19 protein-coding genes and 2 tRNA genes are annotated in these 21,963 nt (G+C 40.0%); 9 read left to right on the top strand and 12 right to left on the bottom strand.

Features of this window, described 5'->3' with window-relative positions:
• Window positions 1-2 precede the first annotated feature (2 nt).
• From CTN01_RS02080 to CTN01_RS02060, 5 genes are all read left to right on the top strand, one after another.
• The gene (locus tag CTN01_RS02080) at window positions 3-2,183 is read left to right on the top strand and encodes a type I secretion system permease/ATPase (protein WP_045148192.1); all 2,181 of its coding nucleotides are present in this window, start codon (window positions 3-5) and stop codon (window positions 2,181-2,183) included.
• A complete protein-coding gene (locus CTN01_RS02075) occupies window positions 2,173-3,492 on the top strand; it encodes an HlyD family type I secretion periplasmic adaptor subunit (protein ID WP_045148190.1) in 1,320 nt (439 codons plus the stop codon). The genes CTN01_RS02080 and CTN01_RS02075 overlap by 11 nt, the downstream gene beginning before the upstream one ends.
• A 62-nt stretch (window positions 3,493-3,554) precedes the next feature.
• Window positions 3,555-4,865 carry a TolC family outer membrane protein gene (locus CTN01_RS02070; RefSeq protein WP_045148189.1) on the top strand — a complete coding sequence of 437 codons (1,311 nt, stop codon included), beginning with the start codon at window positions 3,555-3,557 and terminating at the stop codon, window positions 4,863-4,865.
• 2 nt (window positions 4,866-4,867) lie between these two features.
• A complete protein-coding gene (locus CTN01_RS02065; RefSeq protein ID WP_045129506.1) occupies window positions 4,868-5,476 on the top strand; it encodes an OmpA family protein in 609 nt (202 codons plus the stop codon).
• A gap of 10 nt (window positions 5,477-5,486) precedes the next feature.
• Window positions 5,487-6,413, top strand: coding sequence for a PstS family phosphate ABC transporter substrate-binding protein (locus CTN01_RS02060; RefSeq protein WP_045148187.1), 927 nt, complete (start codon window positions 5,487-5,489; stop codon window positions 6,411-6,413).
• Window positions 6,414-6,522: 109 nt separating this feature from the next.
• Here the strand turns inward: CTN01_RS02060 and CTN01_RS02055 are convergent, their stop codons facing one another.
• From CTN01_RS02055 to CTN01_RS02040, 4 genes are all read right to left on the bottom strand, one after another.
• Entirely contained in the window at window positions 6,523-6,966 is a 444-nt protein-coding gene (locus CTN01_RS02055; protein ID WP_005370705.1) for an L-alanine exporter AlaE, read from the bottom strand.
• A 332-nt stretch (window positions 6,967-7,298) separates the two neighbouring features.
• A complete protein-coding gene (locus tag CTN01_RS02050; protein ID WP_045082660.1) occupies window positions 7,299-8,510 on the bottom strand; it encodes an L-lactate MFS transporter in 1,212 nt (403 codons plus the stop codon).
• Window positions 8,511-8,691: 181 nt separating this feature from the next.
• A complete protein-coding gene (locus CTN01_RS02045; protein WP_045127222.1) occupies window positions 8,692-9,426 on the bottom strand; it encodes a LytR/AlgR family response regulator transcription factor in 735 nt (244 codons plus the stop codon).
• A gap of 10 nt (window positions 9,427-9,436) precedes the next feature.
• Window positions 9,437-11,062, bottom strand: coding sequence for a LytS/YhcK type 5TM receptor domain-containing protein (locus tag CTN01_RS02040; RefSeq protein ID WP_107188410.1), 1,626 nt, complete (start codon window positions 11,060-11,062; stop codon window positions 9,437-9,439).
• 245 nt (window positions 11,063-11,307) lie between these two features.
• On the opposite strand from CTN01_RS02040, the gene CTN01_RS02035 reads away from it, so the two are divergent.
• Genes CTN01_RS02035 through CTN01_RS02025 form a run of 3 tightly spaced genes read left to right on the top strand, consistent with a single transcriptional unit; the run spans window position 11,308 to window position 14,221 of the window.
• Window positions 11,308-12,957 (top strand): ABC transporter permease, encoded by a 1,650-nt coding sequence (locus tag CTN01_RS02035; protein WP_045186558.1) that lies wholly within the window; start codon window positions 11,308-11,310, stop codon window positions 12,955-12,957.
• Window positions 12,958-12,975: 18 nt separating this feature from the next.
• Window positions 12,976-13,626, top strand: coding sequence for an ATP-binding cassette domain-containing protein (locus CTN01_RS02030; RefSeq protein WP_045148186.1), 651 nt, complete (start codon window positions 12,976-12,978; stop codon window positions 13,624-13,626).
• The gene (locus CTN01_RS02025) at window positions 13,616-14,221 is read left to right on the top strand and encodes a CDP-alcohol phosphatidyltransferase family protein (protein WP_107188411.1); all 606 of its coding nucleotides are present in this window, start codon (window positions 13,616-13,618) and stop codon (window positions 14,219-14,221) included. Before CTN01_RS02030 ends, CTN01_RS02025 begins: the two co-directional genes overlap by 11 nt.
• On the opposite strand, the gene CTN01_RS02020 is transcribed toward CTN01_RS02025, so the two are convergent.
• The 4 genes from CTN01_RS02020 to CTN01_RS02005 all read right to left on the bottom strand — a co-directional run bounded on the left by CTN01_RS02020 (window position 14,213) and on the right by CTN01_RS02005 (window position 17,111).
• Window positions 14,213-15,313, bottom strand: coding sequence for a MalM family protein (locus tag CTN01_RS02020; protein ID WP_107342077.1), 1,101 nt, complete (start codon window positions 15,311-15,313; stop codon window positions 14,213-14,215). The genes CTN01_RS02025 and CTN01_RS02020 overlap by 9 nt on opposite strands.
• A gap of 174 nt (window positions 15,314-15,487) precedes the next feature.
• Window positions 15,488-16,585, bottom strand: coding sequence for a S1 family peptidase (locus tag CTN01_RS02015; protein WP_045148183.1), 1,098 nt, complete (start codon window positions 16,583-16,585; stop codon window positions 15,488-15,490).
• A 320-nt stretch (window positions 16,586-16,905) separates the two neighbouring features.
• Window positions 16,906-16,996: transfer RNA gene (locus CTN01_RS02010), tRNA-Ser, on the bottom strand.
• Window positions 16,997-17,023: 27 nt separating this feature from the next.
• Window positions 17,024-17,111, bottom strand: a tRNA-Ser gene (locus CTN01_RS02005).
• 260 nt (window positions 17,112-17,371) lie between these two features.
• Between CTN01_RS02005 and CTN01_RS02000 the strand changes: the two genes are divergently transcribed.
• The gene (locus CTN01_RS02000) at window positions 17,372-17,944 is read left to right on the top strand and encodes a UPF0149 family protein (protein WP_045148181.1); all 573 of its coding nucleotides are present in this window, start codon (window positions 17,372-17,374) and stop codon (window positions 17,942-17,944) included.
• A 98-nt stretch (window positions 17,945-18,042) separates the two neighbouring features.
• On the opposite strand, the gene nadA is transcribed toward CTN01_RS02000, so the two are convergent.
• From nadA to tolB, 4 genes are all read right to left on the bottom strand, one after another.
• Window positions 18,043-19,104, bottom strand: coding sequence for a quinolinate synthase NadA (gene nadA, locus CTN01_RS01995; protein ID WP_045082665.1), 1,062 nt, complete (start codon window positions 19,102-19,104; stop codon window positions 18,043-18,045).
• A gap of 163 nt (window positions 19,105-19,267) precedes the next feature.
• Window positions 19,268-19,990 carry a tol-pal system protein YbgF gene (gene ybgF / locus CTN01_RS01990; RefSeq protein WP_045148180.1) on the bottom strand — a complete coding sequence of 241 codons (723 nt, stop codon included), beginning with the start codon at window positions 19,988-19,990 and terminating at the stop codon, window positions 19,268-19,270.
• A 21-nt stretch (window positions 19,991-20,011) separates the two neighbouring features.
• Window positions 20,012-20,554, bottom strand: coding sequence for a peptidoglycan-associated lipoprotein Pal (gene pal, locus CTN01_RS01985; RefSeq protein ID WP_005370689.1), 543 nt, complete (start codon window positions 20,552-20,554; stop codon window positions 20,012-20,014).
• Window positions 20,555-20,612: 58 nt separating this feature from the next.
• Complete coding sequence (gene tolB / locus CTN01_RS01980; protein WP_045148179.1) at window positions 20,613-21,941, bottom strand: Tol-Pal system beta propeller repeat protein TolB; 1,329 nt, start codon at window positions 21,939-21,941, stop codon at window positions 20,613-20,615.
• Window positions 21,942-21,963 lie beyond the last annotated feature (22 nt).

Raw genomic sequence — 21,963 nt, 5'->3', positions numbered from 1 at the left:
GTATGAGTAGTAAAAATCCGCCGTTAGATAATGACCTCTGGCTAGCCTCTATATTGTGGTTATGCCAGCATTACAGCATTCGCTGTCATCGTCTAAAAGTCACTACAGGTTTACCCTTAGTAGAGGGTAAACTTGACGATTCTCTGTTTGAACGTGCAGCCAACCAAGCTCAGTTGGATGTTGGCTTACACCCAAAAAATAAGTTACCAACAGCAAGTTTACCTGCCGTTGGTATTACCGAGGCTGGCACACCAATCATTATCAGTGAATACACTGATAGTGTATTTAAAACAGTCCAGTTTCAAACTAACGGCGATCATGCCCCAACTCCCATTGTCTCTCAACAATCAAGCGACGAGTTAACACATCTGCTCAACGGGGATGTCTGGCAAGTTTCGCCGATCCAAGTTGCAGATCCCCGTGTTGATGATATTAAGCCTAAGCCAAAAAAACACTGGTTGCGTGCGGCAATTTCAGAGGTAAAACCTTGGTATCGTGATCTGCTTATTGCCTCTATTTTTATCAACCTACTCGCTCTTGTCGTGCCATTGTTTACCATGAACGTCTACGATCGCGTGGTACCCAACCAAGCCTTTAATACCTTATGGGTGTTGGCGGCTGGGGTATCAATTGCGTTGATATTTGATTGGTTATTACGCGAAGCACGAAGCGCTATCACCGATATGGCTGGGCATCATATTGATACCAAACTATCGGCAATTTTAATGCAAAAAGTATTGGGAATGAAACTTGAACATCGCCCCCAATCAGCCGCTGCATTTGCGCGTCAAATTCAAGATTTTGACAGTGTGCGAGAGTTTTTCACGTCAGTCACTTTAGTTACCTTGGTGGATTTACCTTTCACCTTGTTCTTCCTTGCATTAATTGGTTGGCTTGGCGGACCTATGATGTTTGTTCCTATCGCTGTTATGGTGGTGCTATTGCTCCTAAGCACCATTATGAAAGGAAAAATTGGTCAAACATTGGATGAATCCGCTCGCTTATCGACCCAGAAACAAACCCAATTATTAGATAGCTTATATAATCTTTCTGATATTAAACAAAATAATGCTGAAGGCATTATCCAACGTCGTTGGGAGCAAACGGTTTCTGCGCTGTCGGACTGGCACATTAAGTCCCGTAAATACACCAACGTTGTGTCTCATTCGGTGATGAGTAGTCAGCAAATAGTAACCATTGGTTTAATTATTATTGGTGTTTACCGTATTTCTGAAGGCTTACTCAGCATGGGTGGCTTGATTGCTATTGTTATGCTGAGCGGTCGTGCCGCGAGTTCAATCAACCAATTATCCATGTTAATGCTGCGCTATCAGCAAAGCCGTTCAGCGATCACAGGGCTTGATCAAGTGATGGCATTACCGCAAGAAAGTAATGAACATCAGGTGATGGATCGTGGTGAATTTAACGGCAACGTACAGCTAGATGATGCGAACTTCGCTTATCCTGAACAAAAGTTTAACGCCCTTAGCAATATCAAATTAGCAATCCGCCAAGGTGAGCGTGTTGGTATTATTGGTGCGGCAGGTTCAGGTAAGTCGACCCTATTAGCGCTACTTTCCTATCAATACCGCCCGAGTTCAGGACAATTGTATTTTGAAGGGATTGATGCCCAGTTATGGCCGCCCGCCGCTCTTCGTAACAACATCGGTTGGGTTGGACAGCAGCCAGCCCTTATTTACGGCACTATTTATGAAAACATTCTATTTGGCTGTGATGGAGTAGATGAAAAGCGCCTAAGTCATGCCATAACGACTTCTGGCTTAAATGGCTTTATGGATCGCCTTGCCAACGGATTAGAAACCCAAGTCGGTGAAAACGGCCGTAATTTATCGGGCGGTCAACGCCAAGCTGTCGCACTGGCTCGCGCACTTTATCGCTCACCTAGCCTATTGCTGATGGATGAACCAACGAGCGCTTTAGATCAACAAGCAGAAGAACGTTTTCGTCAAGCCCTGCATAAATTGCCGCGTGATATCACCATGGTAATTAGCTCTCACCGTCAGTCTATTTTGGCGAAATGTGATCGTATTATTGTCCTAGAGCGTGGGCAAATTGTTGCTGATGGTGATGCAAAAACTATCCTCGCTAAACAAAAACCACAACGTCCAGTTAGCCGTGTTCGATCCGTCAGTATTGTTCAAGGAGGCGGTAATGAGCAGTAATTTAAAATGGGCAAATCAAAAGCACGCCTATCGTTCTCGTAAAATTGTTTGGCTTTGTTCGCTATTGGTTATCTCTATTATCACTTGGGCTGCCTATTCCAAATTGGAAGAAGTAGTCGTGGGTGATGGCAAAGTTGTACCGACCCTCGCCATTCAAAAAATTCAGAGTTTAGAAGGCGGTATTATTGAGCAAGTCTTGGTTAAAGCAGGCGAACAGGTAAAGAAAGGTCAGCCTTTAATTATTTTAGATGACACCCGTTTCCGTACCGCTTTCCAAGAATCTGATGAGCATTACCGCACGCTACAAGCGCAAATCAAACGCCTGAAAGCCGAATTAGATACCGTAAAAGTCAATACCAAGGAAAAAGATTGGAAAAAACAAATCACGATTTCACATCAAGCTATCGCTTTTGATGATTTAAGTAAGCGTGCTCAGCTTAATGCTAAAGCCAATTACAACGAACGTATTGGACAAATTGAGTCACAACTTGAAGAAGCACAGCTTACGATTGAACAAAAAACTGAAGCGTTACGTGATGCTAAAAGTAATACATCCACACTTTATAGCAGTCTTCGTTTAGTCAATAAAGAAGCCAAAATGCTTGAAGGTGCGGTAAAACGAGGCGCTGTTGCGGAAGTAGAATTGATTCAAACACGTCGCGATCAGGTGAAATTACGCGGCGAAATTGCCAGTTCAAAAGTTGCACAACAAAAAACGTCAGCAGCATTACGTGAAGCTATTGTGATGCGCCGCAATCTTGCGTTGGAATTTAGAACCTCAGTCCAAGCACAACTCAATGAATTGACCAATCAGTTTGCCCAATTAGAAGATAGTCAAGAAGGATTAGCCGATCAGTTAAAACGAACTGAAATCACCGCCCCAATGGATGGCACTATTAAAGATATTTTAGTGCGCTCATTAGGCGGTGTTGTAAAACCCGGTGAACCCATCATGGAGTTAGTGCCCAATGACAGCAAGTTAATCGTTGAAGCGCGAATTTCGCCGCAAGATATTGCTTTTGTACAAACAGGATTAGAAGCCACCATTAAATTTACTGCCTATGACTTTGTGGTTTACGGTGGACGTAGAGGCACAGTGACATATGTCAGTGCTGATGCACTACAAACAGAAGACGGTACCGCCTATTACCGCGCCCATATTCAGCTCCATGATGATCCAGAAACACGTTTGCAAGTCATTCCCGGCATGCAAGCCATGGTGGATATCTTAACGGGAGAAAAAACCGTTTTGAGCTACTGGTTAAAGCCGTTATTACGCGCCAAAGCAAGTGCATTAAGAGAGCCATAACATTTAGCTAATTAGTCATACCGTTTTACACGGTATACAGAATAAAAGATAAAGGAAAAGGAATGCGTTTATCATCATTAATAGCAGCGGCGCTATTTTCATCAAGTGCTGCGCATGCACTCTCTTTAGAAGAGTCAGTTGCCTCAGCCATTGATTACAGCCCACAAATTGCGGGGCAATATGCCCGTTTTCAATCAGTGCTTCGTGAAGCAGATGGTGCACAGTCTGATTACTTACCACAGGTAAATCTATACGCTGCAGCGGGTTATGAAGAAACCCGTTACAACAGTGGTAATAAAATCCCCAAAGACGATCGTGGCATGAACCGAACTGAAATTGGTTTAAAAGCCTCACAGTTGATCTTTGACGGCTTTAAAACCTCAGCCAATACTGATCGTCTTAGCTATGAAGCAGAATCTGAGCGGTTAACCTTGTTATCTGATGCAGAAGATATCTCATTAGATACCACACGCTTATACATGGAAGTACTGAAAGCCAAAACCATTCATGAATTAACCCAGCGTAACGTTCGTGAACATGAAGCGATTTACCAAGATATTCTGGATAAAAACTCAAAAGGTTTAAGCAGTAATTCTGACTTGGCACAAATCGCAGCACGTGTTGCAACAGCGCGCTCATCACTTATTGCCGCTGAAAATAACCTCTATGATCTCGACGCCCAATTCATGCGTTTAGTTGGAAAACCGGCAACAGGTTTAGTCGATCCTGTGGTCGATACTGCCCTACTGCCTAGCAGCAAAGAAATTGCTATTAAACAAGGTATTAAGCAACACCCTGAAATTCAAGCAGCCATGGCTGATATTAAAGCGGCACGTGAAGAAATTCGCCGTGAAAAAGGCAATTACTTCCCTGAATTTAAGCTAGAAGTGCACGCAAATGCCAACGACAACGTGGGTAATACGCTTGGTCCAGATCAAGATGCCCGTATCATGCTGACCATGAATTACGACATCTATAACGGTGGAAAAACCAATGCCGATACTGAAGCCTCTGCATGGCGTCATGAAGAAGCACGTACTATCCGTTTGCGCGCAGAGCGTGAAGTGGTTGAAGGGACAACCCTAGCGTGGAATGCCTACAACATGTTAGAGCAACAGAAGAAATTGTTGAAACAGAACGTTGATGCGGCAAAAGCCGCTGAAATGGGTTATGAAGAACAATTTCGTTTAGGCCGTCGTAGCTTACTTGACGTACTTGATGCAAAAGTAGAAGTGTTCCTTGCCCGCAAGAGCTACATCAATACTGAATATGACCACACCCTAGCAGCATATCGCATTCTTAATGCTATGGGCAAATTGACCTATGCGTTACGTGTTGAATATCCAGAACAATGGCAGGCGAAGGAGCAATAATCATGAAAAAATCACTACTTTCTCTCATTTTATTGCCTTTGCTTTTAACTGGCTGTGCAGACATGCCTGATACTCAAGTCACTCGCCATCAAATTGATGATCTTCGCGATCATGATAAAGATGGAGTGATCAACCAGCGGGATATGTGTGCAGATACGCCTGGTGGTACGCAGGTTGATATTACTGGCTGTGCACCTTGGGAAGTGAAACCGAAATACGACATCCAGACAGTTTACTTTAACTTTGATGATGACCACATTCGCTTAGATCAAAATGAAACCTATACCAAACTGTTTGATTTATTAAGACAAAAGCCTCAGGCAAAAGTCATCCTTGTCGGTGATACTAGTCCGGAAGGTACTAACGAATACAACAAAGCATTAGCCCAACGTCGTACAGGGGTGATTAAAGATGCATTGATTGAAAATGGTATCGCGCCTGAGCGCATTTCAGAGCAAGAGTTTACGCAGGTGACCGAATTAACCAAGCACCTTAAGAAACGTGAGCGACGCACCATTGCTGTTATAACCAGCAACCAAATGGAGCCTGTAAAAAAATGGACAATTTATAGCTCTGAGCAATCAGCACAACATGCATCAACAGCACAGTGAGGGAATACTCGTGAATAAATCAACTTTAACTTACATGTTACCGCTGGCGCTGTTTGCTTCTTCTGCTTATGCCGATAGCAGTAAAACTATTGCGGTTGAAAATGAACTCAATACTGTCGTCAACGAGCTAATTTCAACCGCAACGTTGAACAATCATTTACTCACAGAACAAAGCAATGACATTCAAAAAGTCATGATTGAAGATGGCGTAAAAATTGGTATTAGCTCTCGTCGTTGGTTAGATAGCGAAGTCGCCGTTTTTAAAGATAAATACGGTTATAAACCAACCGAGCTGTACTTTACATCCGATGCCATCGCCATTTTGGTTAATGAAGATAATCCAATTAAATCTATTTCAATCAATGCGCTGGCTGATATTTTCGGCTGTCAATCATCATTAAAATCAATTCAATGGCAGACAGTAAGTCCTGTACTTGCCAACAATACAGAACTGACACAAGTACACGCTTATTCAGTCAATGGTGATTTATCAGCACACCGTAATTTCACCAAGATGATCACCTGCTACGATGGCCAAAAAACGGCAACTAAATCGTTAAACAGCCGTGAAGACTTAATCGATACTATTGAATCAAAAGAAAACGCCATTGGTTACACCGTATATCAAAGCCAAGATAAAGATATTAAACGTATTGATATTATTGATAAAAATGGTGAGAGTTTTGGGCTAGATCATGAAACAATTTTATCAGGCCGCTATCCACTTGCTAACGTTTATTACATGTACCTGAATTTAGAGCCAACAAATAGCTCTCTATCGCCGCAGCAAACGGCTTTTGTAAATTACGTAATGACACCGGAAGCGCAGCAGACACTGACTAACAACGGCTTTATCAATTTACCAGCAGCGGCAATTACGCGTAACAAAGTCGTATTAAAACAACAGCAACCTGAGATTCAGGGCGGTTATAAATAACTAAACAATTGCTTTAGAACAGCCATAATTTGCTATCTATCGCTATCAAAGCAAAAGGGGCGTAAAGTTAAACTTTACGCCCCTTTTTTATTCTATTGAATATTGTTGATCATGCAGCATTTGGTACACGGAACATGCGGCGACACATTTCTAAAAACTGACCATAAACAATGCCCAACGCACCAGAAACCACGATATTACTGGTAACAGCAGTAATAATCTGATCAAAGTTCGCCCCTACAACAAATAATATGCAAGCATAGATCGGTGATTGAAATAACACATAGGCCACCATATCAGAGAAGCCTTTCATCCAACGTTTTGTTGAAAAGCGCATACCTGTTCGGATCATGTAATCTCTAAACATCCCATAAGGCCAAGCAATCGCAATATTAACTGGGATAGATAATGTTCGTGATGCTAACGACTGCTCAAACGACATACCTGAAATAAAGATCTCAATCATCATGCCAGCGGCAAAGCTAAACACAACCATCGCAAAAGTATCTGCTGCGGCATTTCTATACTTTAAAGGAAATTTAATTACAGACATGGCTATCTCTTACCAAACAATACACTAATTAAAACTCTGCATAGAGTGACCTTAACTACCTTTAAATATATAAGCAGTTTATTTGCGTATTAAACCAGAGTTCAACCAAAATAAGACACCATATTTTAATGTTATTTTCATTTTGGTAACTAACTTTCAATATGAAAATAGTGTTTTAAACTGCCTTTATACAAACTAGCCAGTGTAATCATTTAGTTATATAGATATTAACTATGCTGCGCCCTTTCTCTTCCTCGATATAGATATTAAAAAATCCGAGAACCCATTATAAGCGCTCGGATTTATAGATATTCTTTTCGCAAATTATCCCGTTAGTGATTTACAACTAACTGTGCATCACTTTCACCGTTAGGTAATTGGATGGTTAATGCAATCACAAGAGAGACAATCAATAATGCGAACATCAAGTAGAACGTTGCAATAAAGCCACCAAAAATAGATGCGACAATTGAGCCAATCAAGCTACCAACACCGAAGCCTAAGTAAATAACACCGTAGTTTTTAGTCAGATTATTCAAACCAAAGAAGTCACTCACTAATGATGGGAACACGGTTAATGTGCCACCAAAGCTAAACGCAATACACGCTACAGCAGCATAAAATACCATCATATTCAAATGCGCAAATAACAATGCACATACACCCACTAAACAGATCGTCAACGCAATCGCTATTACCTTAGTACGTGCGATTTTATCTGACAGAATACCAAGAACTAAACGTCCACTGATGTTGGCTACGGCAATGATAGTCACTGCAGATGCTGCAACGCCAGCAGTTAAGTGTACATAAGATTGGCCAATATCTTTGGCAACACCAATAACATATAAGCCGCTCATGCATAAGGTTAAGAAGATAAGAGCAAGCATCCAATATTGTGGGTGTTTCATTGACTCAGCTAAGCTGTAATCACGAGCGCCCTCTGCTGCTTGTTCCGCTGAGATCTCTTGTTTAGGTGCATCTGTCATTAACGATCCACCAAGAATAACCATAATCATGGCAACAACACCCCAAATATCAAATGTCGTTTCAAGGCCGCCATGCTGAAGGAAGTACATATTAATGAATTTAAAGCCTAAACTACCAAGGCCGTAAGCACCAATCGCACACGCTGAAATTAAGCCTTTACGCTCTGGGAACCACTTCACACAGTTAGATAGGGTCATTAAATAGCCCGTACCATCGGCAAAGCCAATTAAGAAACCCGCAAACACATAAAGCAAAATAAGGTTGGTAGCATGCGCTGTTAGCAATAAACTTGCACCCAGTAGCACACCAGCGCCAATGGTCACTTTACGTACACCAAAACGCTCTTGCATTTTACCAGCCATAGAAGAAGCAACAGCCAACGCTAAACTCAATATACCAAATGAAAATGCAACACGACTAACAGGCTCTGATAACTTGTCAGCAAGTTGGGCATTGAACAAACTCCATGTGTAAACCGAACCCAATGCAAACTGGGTAATGATGGTGCCAATTAAGGTTAGAACACGGGTTCTATTCGAGATATGAGTGCTCATCGTCGTACTCTCCAAAGGGACTTATAACGCTGGCAATAACCTGTTCAGTTATCGCTTCCGGTTCCCAACATACGACTATTAACAAAGATAACAATATCTCTGAAAAACTATAAAATGAGCTGCCTGCTCAGTGGAATTAAATGCAATATATCCGCATGAAATGCATTTATCGTTTTACCTATTACAGCTTCATCCGATCACGGAACTGCTTAATGTTACTTCGGCTAACTGGCACCTGCTGTTCATGATGTTGTAGTTTCAACATGTAAGTACTGTTTACCCAAGGGATGATTTCCTGCACCCGTGAAAGATTAATACAGTACGAACGATGACAACGAAAGAATTCAGATTGAGGCAATTTTGCCACCAGCTCACTGATCGCCATTGGCGCAATAAAGCAGCCATCAGCGGTATAAACTGTGGTGATTTTTTCATTGGCTTCCGCATAATCAATCTCACTAACAGGCGTGATAACAATACGGTTATCTTTCATTAAATTTATGGTATGACTACGTAATGGTTCAGACGCTTGTTGTTCTTGTTGGTTAGCCTCTTGATGTTGCAATTCTAATTTTGCTAACAGCCCTTTCATCCTTGTTTCGCTAATGGGTTTCAGCAAATAATCAAACGCTTCAAGTTCAAAAGCATCAACGGCATGATCTTTATAAGCAGTGGTAAATACAATATGGGGCTTATGTTTAAATTGAGATATATTACGCGCGAGTAACATACCATCAATCGACGGGATATTAATATCAAGAAACACGATATCGACTTGGTTAGTTTGGAGAAACTTAAAGGCTTCCAATCCATCTTCAAAAGCAGCCTCAATATGAATATGGCTATGAGTTTGAATTAAATATGTTAACTCTTCGCGTGCTAAATATTCATCTTCAACAATTAGCGCTTTCATCATGGAATAACCTTTATTTTACGTAAAACAACATTTCAGTGCCTTTTTCTAGGCGGCGAATATGCAAACCTTCTCCGTAAAGCATTAACAAACGCTGATGGACATTATTTAAACCTATACGATGAGAATCAACATTGCCTGTATAAAGTTGATCGATGATGTTTTGCGAAATACCAATACCTGTATCTTGGATCATAATAGCAATTCTCTCACCGACTGTTTTCACTGAAATCGTCACCATTCCCGGCTCTCGGGATGGCTGAATACCATGCAGAATGGCATTTTCAACGATCGGCTGAATAAGTAAACATGGAATCAGAGGATGAACATCTTCAATATCAAAAATAACGTCGAGTTTATTACCAAATCGGGCTTGCTCGATAGCGACATAATCGCGTACTTGTTGTAACTCTTCTTGGATATCGATCAATTCAACATCACGTTCTAGGTTATATCGCAGAAAATCCGCTAAATTAGCAATCAATTGCCTTGCATGATCAGGACGAATACGGATCAACGTTGAAATCGCATTTAGCGCATTAAATAAAAAGTGAGGGTTAATTTTACTCTGTAAGGCAGAAAACTCGGCTTTGCTTGCCATCGCTGTTAATTGTTCAATGCGGGACACTTCCATTTGGGTTGAGATAATTTGCGATAAGCCGATCGCCATTTCACGTAACGACAAACGAATTTGATCAGGCTTACAATAGAAGATCTTTAACGTCCCGCTCACTTCACCGTTTTCCCATAATGGAATAATTAACAAAGATCGAAACTCATGCACATTTAGGTTATTACTGATAATTTGCTTACCTGTTGTAACCGCTTGCCGTGTCATGCCACTAATTTGATGGTGAGCATCAAGAAAGTTCTCTTCACCACTCCCCGCATAAGCACGAACATCAACCGTATCAGTAATAGCCACCGCATCAGCATAAGTATATTCACGGATAATATTACATACCTTTTGTAGCGATTCTCGGCTGTTAATCCGAAAATGCGGTAAGGTTTTATTGGCAATATCTAACGCCAATTTGGCTTGCCGAGCAGCCACAATGTCTTTTTCTTCATCCAGTCCTTGGACTAATTTAATAATCAAACCGATACACAACGTTCCTGTTATCATCGGAAAACTAATATGCGAGACGATGTTATAAGCAAGCGCTTTATTATTCGATAAAGCCACAATAAGCAGCATAGTTAATATTTCACATACCATGCCTGCCAGTATACCGAGCTGGGCATAATGTTTTTTCTGACACGATACGTGGATCCATGTAGCTAATACCCCAGCAAAAATACTGGTGATCAAACATGCCACAGATGTTGGACCATGAATATCAATCAAATAACGGTGAATACCTGCAATGATCCCCGCAGGAATCCCCACCCAAGGACCAAATAAAATTCCACCAGACACCACCGCAATGATCCGCACATTAACTAATGAACCATCAACTTTCACTCCTGTGTACGTACTTAAAACTGCAAAAAGGATGAATAAAAGAGAAATCATGGCAGTTTCAGTAGGTCGACGATGTTGTTTTTTAACAATCGACTGAAAGTGCTGGGTTTGTGTTAATAAAAACAGTGCCATTAATAGTAAAGCTGCACGTTCAAATACTGCTAGCAACATCATTAATTGGTCGTTATACACAAGTAACCTACTAATAAGGAAATAAACGCAATTATACGGAATATAATTTTAGTCACTGGTTATGAAAGAAAAGTTTGCAAAAACGGGTCATAGTTATCGTCACAGGTAATTTATTGATTAAATAATTAAAATCGCATTGCTTATTGCATAATTATAATTACTATCAGCATCGTCTTACGTCTCTTATACGTTAAGATGACCACCTTTTTTAACCATGAGAACACGGTATGTTACCTGCGTTTTACTTTCTTTTAATTGCCGTGTGTATTTTACCGACATTGCCAGGACTACTCGGTGTGGTGATCACTGCATTGGGGTATATGCCACCACTAGGGTTAACTCAATTCTCATTCAACGGTTTTAGCCAAGTATTACAATGGCAAGGTGTCGAGCACGCTATTGCCTTAACGTTTTATACAACGGCGGCTAGCTGTTTTCTTGCTTGTTTGTTTACCTTTGCAATCATCCAAACCTGTTGGGGAACCCGCCTGTGGCAACGTATTGAATCAGCACTAAGCCCTCTACTCGCTATTCCCCATGTTGCTTTTGCGATTGGCTTTGCCTTTTTATTTGCGCCAACAGGTATGGGCGTTCGTTTATTGTATTCATTACTCCCAACCAATCTCAGCACTCATGCTGTCAGTGAAACCGCGTTACTGATCAATGATCCTTATGGCTTAGGGCTTATCTTCATGCTCGCCTTAAAAGAAACGCCTTTTTTAATGCTAATGAGTATTCCGGTTCTCCAACAATTAAATATTGAGCAAACCCAAAAAGTATCAGCATCTCTGGGCTATAACCGTACTCAAACATGGTTAAAGTGTATTTTCCCTCAGTGGTTGCCTAAGATGCGTTTTCCGCTATTTGCTATCGTGGCTTATGGTGTCTCTGTCGTCGATGTTGCACAAATTATAGGGCCAACCAATCCACCCACTTTTGCCGTTTTAGTCTGGCAATGGTTTATTGATCCCAACCTACAACTTATTCCACGAGCTGCCGCTGGGGCAATCATGCTATTTATTATCGGCACAATATTGTTATGTATCACGGTGGCTATAGAATGGTTACTCACACAGTGTTTTAAACAGTGGCAATGGTCGGGCAGATATGGTTTTGCGTTACCAGGAAAATCACTTTTTATCCTATTGCTGGCATTAACAGCGTTGATTATCCCAATATTAAGTCTATGGTCAGTCGCACTGCGTTGGCGCTTTCCTGATCTACTTCCAACTCGTTATAGCTTGCGCTTTTGGCAACTAGAATGGAGTCATATTCTTAGTACAATCAACATCAGTGTGGTGATCGCACTGATCAGTGCATCGCTTGGATTATGTTTTGCCATTGTTGCGCACGAATATCGTATAAAACATAAATGCCATATTCCTAACTACATTATTGCTATTCCGATGCTGATCCCACAGCTATCGTTACTCTTTGGTTTGCAAGTACTAACTTTATTTTCCTCACTTAATACTTATCTACTATGGGTCTGTTGGGCACATCTCTTTTTTGTTTTCCCTTATGTCTATCTCGCACTTGATGGTCCTTATCGCAGTTATGATCAACGTTTAACTCAAATTGGATTAAGTTTAGGGAAAACACCTTTTCAGGTATGGCTTAAAATAAAGCTGCCGCAATTATCATCGGCATTTATTTTTGCATGGGTTATTGGCATTAGCGTCAGTTTGGCACAATACCTCCCAACATTAATGCTAGGTGCTGGCCGAATAAGTACGTTAACGACAGAAGCCGTAACCCTTGCCAGTGGATCGGACAGGCGAGTTACCGCTATTTACGCCTTATGCCAAGCGCTGCTCCCGTTAGGCTTTTTTATTTTAGCTCGACGAATAAACCGACGAAAAACAATAAACGTTTAAAAATAGAGTCAACTAATCATGAGTCTACATATCAACAACGTCACAATATCAATGCCTAATAGTGGTGTTTTACTGTCTTCTTTTTGCTTACAAATCGCAAAAGGAGAAATCGTGACCTTAATGGGAGCGAGTGGCTGTGGAAAATCCACCTTATTAAATTACATTGCAGGCCATTTAAGTGATGCATTTCAGGCACAAGGTAACCTTATATTAAATAATAACGATATCACCGAAGTTCCTGCTCACTTACGTCAGATAGGCATACTATTTCAAGATGATTTGCTCTTTCCTCATCAATTAGTCTGGGAAAACCTTGCGTTTGCACTACCCAATCGCATTAAAGGTAAAGATCGCCAGAAGCTGGCTCTTAATGCCCTTGAAGAGTTGCAGCTATCAGCGTTAGCAAATGCTTACCCTTATCAAATCTCAGGCGGGCAACGTGCGCGAATTAGCCTTACTCGACTGTTATTAGCCCAGCCTCAATTAATCTTATTGGATGAGCCATTCAGTAAATTAGACAGTGACCGCCGTGCACAATTTAGAGATTGGGTTTTTAACCAAATTCAGCAAGCACAAATACCCACTTTAATGGTGACCCATGATAAACAAGACATCCCAAGCAATAGCCGTGTAATCAATTGGCAAACGGAGAGTCATTATGCTCGATAATATAAGTATTAAGCTTATTAAAGCGCCGCTGAATATTATTGCAGCCCGTCTACATCCCTATGGTATTACTGCAAATCAAGTCACCTTTACAGGTTTTCTTATCGGTTGCTTAGCGTTTCCAGCTTTAATTACAGAGCACTATTTCATTGCCCTGTTTTTTATCTTGCTCAATCGTATTTGTGATGGTGTTGACGGGGCGCTTGCACGTATTCAAGGTATTACCGATGCGGGGGGCTTTCTTGATATTAGTTTAGATTTTTTATTCTATTCCTTAATACCTTTCGGCTTTGTACTCGCCAATCCAGAGCAAAATGCCATTGCTGGCGCATTTTTAATCTATGCCTTTATTGGAACGGGCAGCAGTTTTCTTGCTTTTGCTGTTATGGCCAGTAAGAGAGGTATTGAAAACCCCGTATATCGTAATAAATCATTGTATTACATGAGTGGATTGACAGAGGGAACAGAAACCATTGGCTGTTTTATTTTATTTTGTTTATTACCACAACACTTTTCAATGATTGCCTATATCTTTGCTGCTGCGTGTTGGTTTACCACTTTTACTCGGATATATAGTGGATTTAACACTTTAAAATAAGGAGTTAGAATTTTTTTTACCTTCAAACTTCTTTTCAACATGCTCTAAAAAAACGGCTTCGGCTGTTGGTGACCCTATACGGTTCGCCTCTAATAATAATTTTAGTGCTTTAGCAAAATCCCCCTTATTTAAAGACTGAGTTATTAATTGATTATAAATTCTCTCCGTTTCAGCAAGCATACGTTCGCCTTTCATTGAAACTGCTTGCTCAACTACTTTAGGAGGTAACTCATAAGTTGAATTATTTGACCATGAATTTTTATTGTTATCAACCACTTGAAATTTAGATGGATATTCTACTTTCTTTATTATCTCTTGAGATTCTTTATAAGTTGGAGAAGCATCAATAATATTTATATTTTCTTTTAAAGGTGTTGAAGGCACTTTTTTCAAAGGTATAGCTAAAGGAGCTGTAGCAACTACAGGTGAAGCTACTGGTACTGGTACTGGTACTGGTACTGGTACTGGTACTGGTACTACATTTTTCTTGATATTTAATGGTATTAGCTCAACATCTACCATTTCTGTTATTCTTTTTGTTATAGACACATCATCAAAAGATAAACTCCCCTTGGTATACAAATCTACAAGCTCTTGTCCACTTGGAGTGTCAAATATAATCTTAGTGCCTTCATGACTTTGAGGTGTAAATATAATCATATAAGGTGCTTTTCTACTTAACCTTATATTTTTTATACTATAGCTTTTTTCTTTTTCATTATTTTCAAAATCAAAAAAATTTACTGATTTAAAAAGTGAAAATTTATCATCGAAGATCATAACATTAGGTGAAAATACATTATTACTTGTAATTTTACTTTCGATAGAGAAAATAATGTCCTCAATACCATCAGCTAATTTATAAGCTTTATATAAGCTTTTTTCACCAGAAAAGTAGCCAATATCTGATTTTTCATTAATGTAAAGTTTCTTTTCTTCACCATTCATCACTTTCCAATCTATATGTTCAAACGATCGACAACATACAAATGATTTTGATGTTGGATCGTTATCAGATAAACTGAATAAGTGCGATGAGCAACCACTTAATAAAAGCCCTCCCAAAATAATAACATACCAATATTTTATCATAGTTATACCTAACTCAATATGTTTAACTTATTTAAGGTTTATATGAACATATAAGTACTATAGTAAATATAAAAAATTAGTCTCTCTGCTATTCGTATTATTTTTAAGAATAAAAACGAGCAACTTGCCTGGTAAGACATAAACGTAAGCTGCGTAAGTGTTTATTTTTCGTTATTAATTTTTAAGTAATCTCAACTTATCGATCCCAGTAATTACTAAAATAATCAAAATAAAATACCAAGAAACTAAACCACCGCTGCTATCCGTCGTTACGATTTCTTTCTCAGGTTCAGGTTCCGGTGAAGGTCTTTCTTGAGGGTAATCTGGTATTGATACAAATGGGTCAATATCTATAATTGGTTTTAATTTATTATCGTTGAGTGTAAAATCCTCATAACCATGATGTTTTTTAAGACAATCTTCTATCCAGAGCTTGTAAGATGAAACCTGAGTATATTGACCAGTAAGCTGGTTATATTGATTTTCAGGAAAGTTATTTCGATTTAAACATATCGCACCATTACTAGCCAGTCCGATTAGTCTTACTCCCTTATCACTATCTGACATCGTTTGTTCATTCTGCCAAATAAGAGGATTACCCGAGTCGCCATTACAAACATCTTTAATGAGACCGTTAATATTTGAATCAGCACATACAATATAATCATGATTATCAGTTAAGCCTATGCATTGCTCATCAGGAACCCCAGCTAAGGTGACTACCTGCAAGATTGATGGATAGCCTTTACTAACAGTATCTCCCCAACCTGACGCAATTGTCGTTGATGATGAATCAATGTTTGTTGCCCAGGAATTTCTAAATTGCTCATCTACAATATATTGTTCATTAACAGTAGCGATCTTAATCGCTTGAGAAACTTCAAAAAGTGATCGGTCTACCCTTAATAAAGCGATATCATTTAGGAATGTTAGCGGGTTATAATCAGGATGTGATATTTTATCGACAATATTAAACTTATATCTATCATGTAAAAGAACAAGATTGTCCACATCAACACTATGAGTACCAACAATAGCTACATTACCTAAATTATTATTACAATGGGCAACAGTCAGCAACCAATGCTCCGCGATGACAACCGCACCACAAACAATGGAATCGTTATTTTTACTTATAAGAGCGGCATTCCATGGTAGTAGAAAAGAATCAAATAGGTCGACGTCAGAACCATTAAGCACTTTTTTAACAGGCTGGGAAAAAGATTGTACAGATAAAAATAAGAGTACAATGTAAAAGACCATTTTTTGCATGATTTTTACCATCGAAATTCAATAATTATATTCCCCCTTAATAATAAACATATTTTAAAAAAATTTTTAAAATAATCCCATATATTCTTATAATTTAAACTACATTATTTATTTTAAACTTAATCGATAATATACATTTAAGTAAAATAGAGATTAATTGGCATATAGCCTATAATTAAAGGTTAATAACAACTCTTAATATGATGATGAAAATTTACGAATAAAGTTACTTCTAGAGTATGATAGAAAATACTCATATTTTAGATAGATATACTTGAAATACAAAAAAGCCGCTGATAAATCAGCGGCTTTCTTTAATATGGCGGAGAGATAGGGATTTGAACCCTAGATACGCTATAAACGTATGCCGGTTTTCAAGACCGGTGCTTTCAACCACTCAGCCATCTCTCCTAAATTGTGATCTCTTAAGATAAGAGATGGCGGTGAGGGAGGGATTCGAACCCTCGATACGTTGCCGTATACACACTTTCCAGGCGTGCTCCTTCAGCCACTCGGACACCTCACCACATTGCGTTAATTGGCACTGCCTCTTAACGGACGGCTACTATATTGCGCTAAAGGTATTAGGTCAAGATAAAACTGAAAGCATCGTATTAAGTGCCTACTTTTAAAACAATTTTAATACTTACGCGAAAATATCTCATCACGTCTCTATTTTGACTTAACGAGACTGTTACAATAAGTAACTAGTACTTGATTACTCTTTCGTTGATCGTTAAATAGGTCAAGGAATCTCCTAACAATGATTAAATAGAGACTCTTTATATGTCTTCAAAACTTAGCGTCATTTTGCAAGATCAACAGCTTGCCGAACAATTGCTTAACGAAGCACAAACACGTGGCTTTGTCACTGCGATGGCTGCAGCACCTAATATTATTGCCCCAACAGAATGGTTAGCTTTTTTATGGGGTGGAGAAGAAACCTCTCCTTTTAGTACGCATGAAGAATTAGAAAATTATGCCAATGCAATCATCGATATTTTAAACGAAGCACGTGCTACTCTTTTTGACAACACTTGGCAATGGCCTGAAGACTGCGCGCTAGACGACAGCCAAATTGTCACCGAAGCGACCAGTAACTTCTGTGAAGGTATGCTTCAAGGTTGGCAACTTGCTCGTGATGATTGGGAAACCATTATGCCACCAGAAAGCGAAGATAATGCCCTACTAGGTGGCGTATTGCTTTCTTTCAGCCTACTGTTTGATCCTGAAACAGCACTTGAAGCATTAAAAGAACAAGATGCTGATGCCTTAGCGCAATTTGAAGAGATCTTTAATGCTATTCCTGTAATGCTATGTGGCTTAACACAACGTGGCGCAATGTTAGTTCAAGAGTAACAATAAACACATTCCCCAAAACAAAGAAGGCGAACATCTCTGTTCGCCTTCTTTTTTATGCTCGTTTGTTATTAATTGCCGCTGATTCAACAAAAAGCTTAAGCATTACCTTTTACTTTTAACTGCAATTCAGCCGCAAAATCTAGCATTCGGTTTAACGGGATCAGTGATTTTTCACGTAGCGATTCATCAACAAAAATTTCATGCTGCTCACCACCATCATTTAATGCGGTGTAAATCGCTTTCAAACCATTCATTGCCATCCACGGACAATGTGCGCAGCTTCGACATGTTGCCCCAGCGCCCGCTGTCGGAGCTTCTACTAATTCTTTCTCTGGCACCATTTGCTGCATCTTAAAGAAAATGCCTTTATCCGTTGCTACAATAAGCTTCTGATTTGGTAGCTCTTTCGCGGCTTTAATAAGCTGGCTTGTTGAACCCACAGCATCAGCTAATGCGACAACACTCGCAGGTGATTCAGGGTGAACAAGAATAGCAGCGTCAGGATATAGGTGCTTCATGTCACGTAGGGCTTTAGCTGAAAACTCGTCGTGAACAATACATTCACCCTGCCACAACAGCATCTCTGCACCGGTTTTCTTCTGAATATAAGAACCTAAGTGACGATCTGGTCCCCAAATGATTTTCTTGTCTTCGCTATCTAAATGCTCAACAATTTCAAGTGCAATACTCGATGTTACAACCCAATCAGCACGCGCTTTTACTGCAGCAGACGTATTGGCATAGACAACAACTGTATGATCGGGGTGAGCATCGCAAAACTCGCTAAATGCATCAATAGGACAACCTAAATCAAGCGAACATTCAGCATCTAAGGTTGGCATCAATACATGCTTTTCTGGTGTAAGGATCTTGGCAGATTCACCCATGAAGCGTACGCCACAAATAATTAAGGTGGTGGCTGGGTGTTGATTACCAAAACGAGCCATTTCTAGTGAATCACCAACAAAACCGCCAGTTTCTTCAGCCAATGCCTGTATTTCAGGATCGGTATAATAATGCGCCACTAATACTGCATCTTTATCCTTTAGCAATTGTTTGATTTGCTGAATATATTGCTGTTTTTCAGTATCAGTTAGTCGGGCAGGTTTTGGTGGAAACGGATATACCATCTCTGATGGATCAAATGTAATACTCATTTTTCACTTGCTCATTAGCATTCCTTTAGTGTCCGAACATTATACGCTGGATTTTTCAAATTTCACCTTTAACCAACACAGCTTCGACTTCGCAGTAACAAAAAAGCCCACAATAGAAATAACTATTTCTCTGTGGGCTTTTAAAATCAAACCGTAACTGCGTTTATTTTAACTTCGTAAGCGCTGTTTTAGCTTGATTAGCAGACGTTGAATTCGGGTATGCTTTTATCACTTCTTGATAATATTTTTTTGCCGTCGCAATATCATTACCACGTTCTGAAATCACACCAAGTTTCAACAACGCATCAGCGCGCTTACTTGAGTCTTTGGTATCTGCAACCACTTTAAAGTTCGTTGCAGCATCTGCTAACTGATTCTGAGCAAAGAATAATTGCCCCAACCAATAGCTGGCATTCGGCTTATAGACCGAATTTGGGTAAGTCGTTAAGAAGCTTTGGAAGGCTTTTGTTGCGCCTTTATAATCTTTTTCTTTTAAGATCAGATTAACAGCTTTTTCATAGGCCGCATTTTCATCGGTATTACTTGAAAAAGCTTCACTTGATGTCGCTTCTTTTTTAGCGTCCGTAGGCTCGGCTTTCGCTGGTTGGCGGCTCAAGTTATCAACTTCTCGATAGATGTCACGTTGACGATCTACCACTTTTTTAATTTCATAACTATTACGTTCAACGTTACCACGAAGCTCATCAATATCTGATGACATCTGCTCTAAGCGACGCTGCATTTGTAACTGCACCTGCCCTTGCGCTTCAAGCATACGCTCTAAGCTATCTAAATTCGCTGCCGATACAGGCGCGGCGACCACTTGGGTCGCCGCGCTCATCAGCAACACTAATGCAAGTTTTCGCATTACTTTGTTACTGCTCATATTGGGTTTACCTACATTAGGTTAGTAAACTAAAACCGCACGACGGTTTTTCGCATAATCAGCATCAGTGTGACCTAATACTAATGGTTTTTCTTCACCGTAGCTCACAATTGAAAGTTGAGATGCAGGCACACCTAATGCTTGCAGGTACTGTGCTACTGCATTGGCACGACGCTCACCTAACGCAATGTTGTATTCTGGCGTACCACGCTCATCAGCGTGACCTTCAACGATGACTTTAATACTTGGGTGGTCACGCAAGTACGCAGCATGAGCTTCTAAAATTGCTTGATACTCAGGTTGAATCTCTGAGTTATCAAACTTAAAGAAAATGGTTTGTTCTTGACGTAATTGTTGCAGTTGCTGCTCAAGCAATTGTTCTTCACTCATACTTCCTGATGGATCAACAGGAGTGACAATTGTTTGATCAGGCGAAGTACCACCGCCATTAGTACCGTTTTGGTTCGCAGCAGAGCTGTCTGCACTATCTGTTGAACTACATGCTGCCAATGTCATCATTGGTAGCGCAATCGCTAAACTTTTTAAAATTTTGTTCAGTTGCATCTATATTTCCTTTTTAAACTCAATTGTGCCTCAAAAGGCAAATGAGAATTAACTCAAATTATAAAAATGGGCCCCAAGATGGTGCTCGTACACGTTTACTTGTTGATGGTAAGCGTGCTTGGAAACGACCATCAATGGATACCAAAGAAAGTTCGTAAGTACCATTATTTTGCGCTGAGCTATAAATAATCATACTTCCGTTAGGAGCGATACTTGGTGACTCAGCAAGACGCGCTTTTGTCAAAATTTGCATTGCACCTGTTTTAAGATCTTGTTTCGCAATGTTGTAACCGCTATCAGAACGGTTTACGACGACAAGGTAACGACCGTCAGGTGTAATTTGTGGTCCCATGTTCTGACTACCTTGCCATGTTACACGTTGCGTATCGCCAGTTGCTAAATCTAAATGGTAAACCTGTGGACGACCGCCACGATCAGAGGTGAAGTAAAGAGACTGGCCATCAGGTGCCCATACTGCTTCCGTGTTATTAGCACGGCCGTGAGTAATTTGTCGCAACTGCTTGGTTTTCAGATCTTTTATGTAGATCTGCAAACTACCTGTTTTAGAAAGTACCATCGCTAATTTAGTACCATCAGGTGAAAACTGTGGTGAACCATTATGGCGAGGGTAATCCGCCACTACTTCACGCTTACCAGTGTAGATATCTAACACGAAAATCTGTGCTTTACCGCTTTCAAAGCTTACATACGCCAGTTTGCTGCCATCTGGCGACCATGCAGGAGACATTAGCGGTTGTTTGGACTTCAATACCACACGTTCGTTGTAACCATCGTAATCAGCAACACGTAATTGATATGGAAACTTCGATGAACGATTATCATCAACGTATGCAATACGAGTTAAAAATGCACCACGTTCACCCGTTAGCTTCTGGTAAATTAAATCAGAAATACGGTGAGCATATTGACGCATGCGGTTAGGCTTCACTGACGCTTGATTATTCAATAGTAAATAATCACCTTTTGCTGCCCCTTCAGTACCTGCTGCTAGTTTGCCTTTAACAATGTCTACTAATTGATAATTAACTGTGTAATTGCCATCTTGATTCTTAACAATTGTACCTGTTACAACCGCATCAACGCCCATCTTACTCCATGCAGAGTAATCAATTTGGCTTTCATTGTGAGGTAACTGTGGCAATTTATTTGTCGGCACTGGGCTGAACTTACCACTTCGTTGTAAATCTGATGCAATTACTGCAGAAATATCAGTGGGTAGTTTACCTTCACCTTCCCATTTGAAAGGAACAACACCAATTGGGCGTGCAGAATCCACGCCATCAGTGATCACTAATTCAAGTTCAGCATGTGCAAATTGGCTAACGCTTAATAGAGCTAAACATAAGCCCATTATCCAACGTTTCATCCATCGCTCCTATTTTATGTTG

Origin of the sequence: Photobacterium angustum (genome assembly GCF_003026365.1) — a bacterium.
Lineage (GTDB): Bacteria > Pseudomonadota > Gammaproteobacteria > Enterobacterales > Vibrionaceae > Photobacterium > Photobacterium angustum.
Note: the sequence above shows the minus strand (reverse complement) of the source record. Positions and strands in the feature narration are given on the sequence as shown.